Annotated in this window: 5 protein-coding genes and 1 pseudogene; 1 reads left to right on the top strand and 5 read right to left on the bottom strand. The window is 64.6% G+C overall.

Annotated elements, in window-relative coordinates:
- Positions 1-1,410 (bottom strand): annotated as a pseudogene (gene aceE, locus Q0D45_RS20275) (pyruvate dehydrogenase (acetyl-transferring), homodimeric type); the annotation flags it as partial.
- Between the two features lie 187 nt (positions 1,411-1,597).
- On the opposite strand from aceE, the gene Q0D45_RS20270 reads away from it, so the two are divergent.
- On the top strand, positions 1,598-2,497 hold the full coding sequence (locus Q0D45_RS20270; RefSeq protein ID WP_293397357.1) for a LysR family transcriptional regulator: 900 nt from the start codon (positions 1,598-1,600) through the stop codon (positions 2,495-2,497).
- On the opposite strand, the gene Q0D45_RS20265 is transcribed toward Q0D45_RS20270, so the two are convergent.
- The 4 genes from Q0D45_RS20265 to mnmE all read right to left on the bottom strand — a co-directional run.
- On the bottom strand, positions 2,494-3,444 hold the full coding sequence (locus tag Q0D45_RS20265; protein WP_293397354.1) for an NUDIX domain-containing protein: 951 nt from the start codon (positions 3,442-3,444) through the stop codon (positions 2,494-2,496). The two genes, Q0D45_RS20270 and Q0D45_RS20265, sit on opposite strands and share 4 nt — an antisense overlap.
- Positions 3,445-3,449: 5 nt before the next feature.
- A complete protein-coding gene (locus Q0D45_RS20260) occupies positions 3,450-3,920 on the bottom strand; it encodes a YiiD C-terminal domain-containing protein (RefSeq protein ID WP_293397352.1) in 471 nt (156 codons plus the stop codon).
- 53 nt (positions 3,921-3,973) lie between these two features.
- Positions 3,974-4,705, bottom strand: a complete 732-nt coding sequence (locus Q0D45_RS20255) for a hypothetical protein (RefSeq protein ID WP_293397349.1) — start codon at positions 4,703-4,705, stop codon at positions 3,974-3,976.
- 50 nt (positions 4,706-4,755) lie between these two features.
- Positions 4,756-6,025: tRNA uridine-5-carboxymethylaminomethyl(34) synthesis GTPase MnmE (mnmE, locus tag Q0D45_RS20250; RefSeq protein WP_293397346.1), on the bottom strand; the 1,270-nt coding region annotated here is incomplete at its 5' end.

The following is a 6,025-nucleotide window of genomic DNA, read 5'->3' as shown; positions in this document are numbered from 1 at the left end:
AAGTGCGGCACGGCGGCCACGCAGATAGGTGATTTCCGGCGAATCCTCCGCCGGCCGGTAGAACGGCGTGTCCTTGATCTGATCGTCGGAGATCGGCAGCTTGAAGCGGTCGCGGAACGCGCGCAGCGCGTCCTCGCCCATCTTTTTCTGCTGATGGGTGATGTTCTGGCCTTCGCCGGCTTCGCCCATGCCGTAACCCTTGACGGTCTTGGCCAGGATCACCGTCGGCGTACCGATATGCTTCGAAGCCGCCGCGTAGGCCGCGTAGATCTTGTGCGGATCATGACCGCCGCGGTTGAGCCGGCCGATGTCCTCGTCGGACATCGTCGACACCAGCTTCAGGGTTTCCGGATGCTTGGCGAAGAAATTGTCGCGCGTGTACTTGCCGCCCTTGGCCTTGTAGTTCTGGTACTCGCCGTCGACGGTCTCGTTGAAGATGCGCTGCAGCTGGCCGCTGCGATCGGCCGCGATCAAGGCATCCCAGGCACCGCCCCAGATCACCTTGATGACGTTCCAGCCGCCGCCCCTGAACACACCTTCGAGTTCCTGGATGATCTTGCCGTTGCCGCGCACCGGGCCATCGAGCCGCTGCAGGTTGCAGTTGACGACGAACACCAGGTTGTCGAGCTTTTCGCGCGAAGCGATATCGACGGCACCCAGCGATTCCGGCTCGTCCATCTCGCCATCGCCGCAGAAACACCAGACCTTGCGGCCGGTGGCCTTCATCAAGCCGCGATGCTCCAGATACTTCATCAGGCGCGCCTGATAGATCGCCTGGATCGGGCCCAAGCCCATGCTGACCGTCGCGAACTGCCAGAACGACGGCATCAGCCAGGGATGCGGATAGGACGGCAGACCCTTGCCATCGGTTTCCATGCGGAAGTGACGGATCTGCTCTTCGCTCAAGCGGCCTTCGAGATAGGCGCGGGCGTAGATGCCGGGCGTGCAGTGGCCCTGGAAGTAGATGAGGTCGGGACCGTCGGCGTGTTCCGGGCCTTTCCAGAAATGATTGAAGCCGACGTCGTACAAGGTGGCCGCCGACGCGAAGCTGGCGATGTGGCCGCCGATGCCGGAGTGCTCGCGGTTGGCGTTGATGACCATCGCCATCGCGTTCCAGCGGATGATCGAGCGGATCTTCCATTCGAGCGCGTGATCGCCGGGCGAACGCTCTTCGAGATGCGGCGGAATGGTGTTGACGTAAGCGGTGTTCGGCGAGAACGGGATGTAGGCGCCGCTCAACCGCGCCTTTTCCTGCATGGCTTCAAGCAAGAAATGCGCGCGCTCCGGCCCTTCGCGTTCGAGCACGGCAGCAAGCGCTTCGAGCCACTCGCGGGTTTCCTGCGGATCGACGTCCCGATTCAGATCGGATTCGGCAACAACAGGCGGCGTGGCGGCGATAGGTCCAGTCATGGCAGTACGTCTCGGGTGCGGTTCGGGGGCTGGCCAGCCTTTCCGGTGCGGTGGATCGATGATGCACAAGTGCCGCCGAACAGACGACGCTCACATCTGCAGGCCAATAGGAGCAAACATTAGACCCGGGTCGTCGATACGTCCAATATATGAAATATTAGATTTCGATACTTCAAAAGTACCTCGTATGGAACTGCGCCATCTTCGCTATTTCCTCGCCGTGGCCGACGAGCTGCACTTCACCCGGGCCGCGAAGAAACTCGGCATGGAGCAGCCGCCGCTGAGTCAGCAGATTCGCGCGCTGGAAACCGAGATCGGCACGCCGCTGTTTCATCGTCATGCCCGAACCGTGACCCTGACCGACGCCGGCCAGGTGTTTCTCGACGATGCCCGGCAGATCCTCGCCCACGTGCAGCGCGCCACCGATCACGCGAGACGAGTCGCACGCGGCAATCTCGGCCGCATCGGTGTCGGCATGATCAACTCGGCACCGTTTCATCCCTTCGTGCCGAGAGTGCTGCGCGAATACGGCCAGCAGTATCCGGAGGTGGCGTTGTCGCTCGACGAAAACTCGACGCCGGTGCTCGCTGCCGCGGTGCTGGCCGATCAGCTCGACATCGCCTTCGTCCGCCCGCTGCTGGGAGAAGAACCAGGGCTGGTCACCGAAGCCTTGTTCGACGAGGAAGTGCTGGTGGCGCTGCCGCAGGCGCATCGGCTGGCGGCCGAGCCGGCGCTGCATCTCGCCCAGCTGAGGGCCGAAGCCTTCGTGCTGTTTTCGCGGCCGGTCGGTTCCGGCCTCTACGACGACATCCTCGCCGCCTGCGGCCGCGCCGGCTTCAGTCCACGCATCGGCCAGGAAGCCTCGCAGGTGACCTCGATCGTCAACCTGGTGGCCGCCGGTCTTGGCGTGTCACTGGTACCGGCATCGATGCAGCAGATCCACTCCGACGGTGTGGCCTACCGGAGGATCATCGGCGACGCCCCGAAAGCCCGGATGAGCCTGGTCTACCGGCGCGACGACGAATCGGCAACGGTACGCAACATGGTCGCGCTGGCGCGCAGCGTGGCGCTGGCGATGGGGCTTTAGATCAAGGCTGCGGCGATGAACGCCGACCACACCGCATCCGGCTTCCACACCGCGTGCAGATCGCGCTCGGCGACTTCGCGCGGCACGCCCTTCTTCAGCACCCGCCACAGGTAGACGAACACCGACACCCGCTTGTTCGCCGCGCAGTGGATGAACACCGTGTGGCCGTCCTCGTCCTGCATCACGGCGCAGAAGCGGTCGAAGTCGTCGAGCGTCGGCGCTTCGAAAACCACCGGAATGTGGTGATAGCGCAAGCCCAGGGCGCGGACGATGTCGTCCTCGTCGGCCAGCGCATGGTCGGAGGTCGGCAGCGACAGGTTGATCACCACTTCCGAGCCGATCGCCCGCAGGGACTTGAACTCTTCGGCGCTGGGCTGGCCGGCGGTCAGCAGTTTTTCACCGATCTCGTGCCAGTTGCGCGGCTTGCGCAGCATGTTCAGGTCGAACGACGGCGGCGTGAAACCGCGGCGGATCTGCAGATCGCGCACCGCATAGCCGGTGCCGGCTGGCCAGGGCTTGATCTGTTCCAGCGGCAGCTTCTTCCACTCGATCAGTTCCTCGCCGAGGTTCACTGTGCCTTCGGCAATCACGTGGTAGGCGATGATCACCTGGTTCATCCGCTCGAACGGATAGAAGCCGATGAACTCGCCGATGCGTCCCTTCAGGCCCAGTTCTTCCTCGACTTCGCGCAGCACGCCGGATTCCGGGTGCGGGTCGTTCTTTTCCAGGAAGCCGGTGATCAGCGCGAACATCTTCGGCGGCCAGGCGGCGTTGCGGGCGAGGATGATCTGGCCTTCATGCTCGACGATCGCCGCGACCACCGGCACCGGGTTGTCCCAGTGCACGTAGCCACAGACGCGATCCGGGCAGGCGATGCGCTGCATCTCGCCATGGTTGGCCAGTTCCAGCGGCTTGGCGCATTGCGGGCAGTACTTGAAACGGCTCATGGCGTTCAGAGTTCGGTGGCTGTCGAATCGTCCGCCGATTCGAGAAAGGCGGCATAGCGGCCGCGATGCGTGACGACGGCGCGGCCATTGGCGCGAATGCGCGTCTCGATCGCGATACGGGCCCGACGATGACGGCGCAAGGTGGCGAGAAAGTGCGGCCACTCGGCTTCCGGCAATACCGACAGGGCAATGAAATCCGCCACCACCGGCTCGCGAAACTCGCAGTCGCTGTGCTGGACGACGATCTTCGCGACCAGGTTCTGCCGCTCCAGCGCCGTGTGCAGCAGACTCCAGCCCCCGAGGATGCCGAGCGTCGCCAGGCTGCCGCCGAACGCCGTGCCGCGATGATTCCGGTTCGGCGCCAGCGGCGCGGCAATCTCCATCTGCCGGCTGTCGAACGACATGACTCGGGCACCGAGCGCGGCGGTCAGCGGGATGTGGCGGTGCAGGTAGGCGGTCAGTTCTTCGGGGCTCATGAGCGGAACCTTAGCGGATGCTCATGAGCCCGTCATTGCGGCGTACCGGCTACTCAGAAGGTGATGCCGCCCTTCAGGCTGTAGACGTTGTTGTCGCCCAGCCGCTCGTACTCGAGCGTGGCGCTGATCAGCAACAGGCTGAAGCTGGTGCCGACAAAATACTTGGCCTGGCCGAAGGATTCCTTGTCGAGCGCGAAGCTCGATTCTGCCTTGGTGTCGGAGTGCACGTAGCCGATGCCGGCGTACGGCGTCAGGAACAGGATGCCTTTCGAGATCGACAGATCGGTGCCGTAGGAGCTGTAGTCGAAATCGCCGGTGTTGCTGGCGCGGGTATAGGTGCCGCGGACCGCGAGCGCCGGCGTGGCGACGCTGCCGTCGAGGATCGCGTAGCGGAGTTCGCCGCCGTAGACCGAGGCATCGGAACCCGGCACGCGGCTGTAGAAACCGCCGACATCGAAGCCGAACGGCAGGCCCTTGCTGGCGCGCAGGCCGACGGTGCCGAGGCCATCGACCGACTTGCCGGTGAGGCGCGACCAGGCGTCGCTGCTCTGGGTGCTGGTGTAGCTGCCGTAAGTGCCGATGTAGAAGCCAAGCAGGCCACCCGGTTCGGCGCCGCCGAGCGCCTTGTAGTCGAACGCTGCGGTCAGGTCTTCGGCGACCGAGCGGAAATCCTGCTGGTTCGGCGTGGTGATGTCGAAGCTCAAGGCTCCGGCCGAACCGGCCGCGAAGCTCGCGGTCAGCAGAACCGCGGCAGCAGTGATGGGGCGCAGCTTGGTCAGAAACATGGTGAGTTCTCCACGGGTTGAAAGCTGGGCATCAGGATTTTGCGGCGATCTTACTTGCCGAGACAGAAGGTGCTGAAGATGCGGCCGAGCAGGTCGTCGGAACTGAAGCGGCCGGTGATCTCGTCGAGTGCGACTTGCGTCAGACGCAGCTCCTCGGCAATCAGTTCAGGCGCCGACAAGGCCAGCCGATTGGCGGCATCTAGATGGCCATCGGCAGCGCGCAGGGCTTCGAGATGCCGGGTGCGCGCAGTAAACGGTTGGACCTCGGGTTCGGCAAGGCCGGCATGTTCGCAGATCAGCTCGATCAGGCTGTCGATGCCGAGATCCGCAGCGGCCGAAATACGCAGGGCGCGATGGCTGTCGATCTCGAAACGCTCTGCTTGCCGCGCGCTGAGATCGCATTTGTTGAACACCAGCAGCACCGGCAAGGCTTCCGGGAACTGGGTGAGCAAGGTCCGATCGGCTGGCGTCAGGCCGTCGCGATCATCGGCGACGAACAGCACCAGTTCCGCTTGCGACAAGGCCGCCCAGGCGCGGCGCACGCCTTCGCGTTCGATGCTGTTGTCGGTATCGCGCAGGCCGGCGGTATCGAGCACGGTCAGCGGCAAGCCTCGGAGCACCAGATGCTCGCGCAGCACGTCGCGGGTAGTGCCGGCTTCGGGCGAGACGATCGCGGCATCGGCGCCGGCCAGGCGATTCAGCAGGGTCGATTTGCCGACGTTCGGCTGGCCGGCGATCGCGATGGTCAGCCCCTCGCGCAGACGCCGGCCTTGCGTGGCCTGTTTCAGCAGCGCTTTCAGCTGCGCACTGATGTCGTTCAGCCTTGCCTGCAGTTGCGGCCCGTTGAGCCAGGGCACGTCCTCATCGGCGAAGTCGAAGGCGGCTTCAAGATCGGCGCGCAGCGCGATCAGGGTTTCGACCAGTGCCAATACCTGTCGCGAGAATTCGCCCTGCAGCGATCGGCTGGCTGCCCGCACGGCAGCCTGGCTGCCGGCGTCGATCAGGTCGGCAATGCTTTCGGCCTGAGCGAGGTCGAGCCGGCCATTGAGAAACGCGCGTTCGGAGAATTCACCAGGCCGGGCCGGGCGCGCACCTGCGCTGCAGGCTGCTTTCAGCAGGAGATCGAGCACCACCGGGCCGCCATGGCCCTGCAGCTCGACGACGTCTTCACCGGTGAACGAATTCGGGCCGGGGAAGACCAGCACCAGACCTTCGTCGACGATGCTGCCGTCGGCCTCGCGGAACCGGCGCAGGCCAGCGCTCCGGGCTTTCGGCAGATCGCCGCAGAGCGCCGTGGCAACTTTGAAAGCGTCGACACCC

Source organism: Nevskia sp. (assembly GCF_023266035.1).
Lineage (GTDB): Bacteria > Pseudomonadota > Gammaproteobacteria > Nevskiales > Nevskiaceae > Nevskia.
Note: the sequence above shows the minus strand (reverse complement) of the source record. Positions and strands in the feature narration are given on the sequence as shown.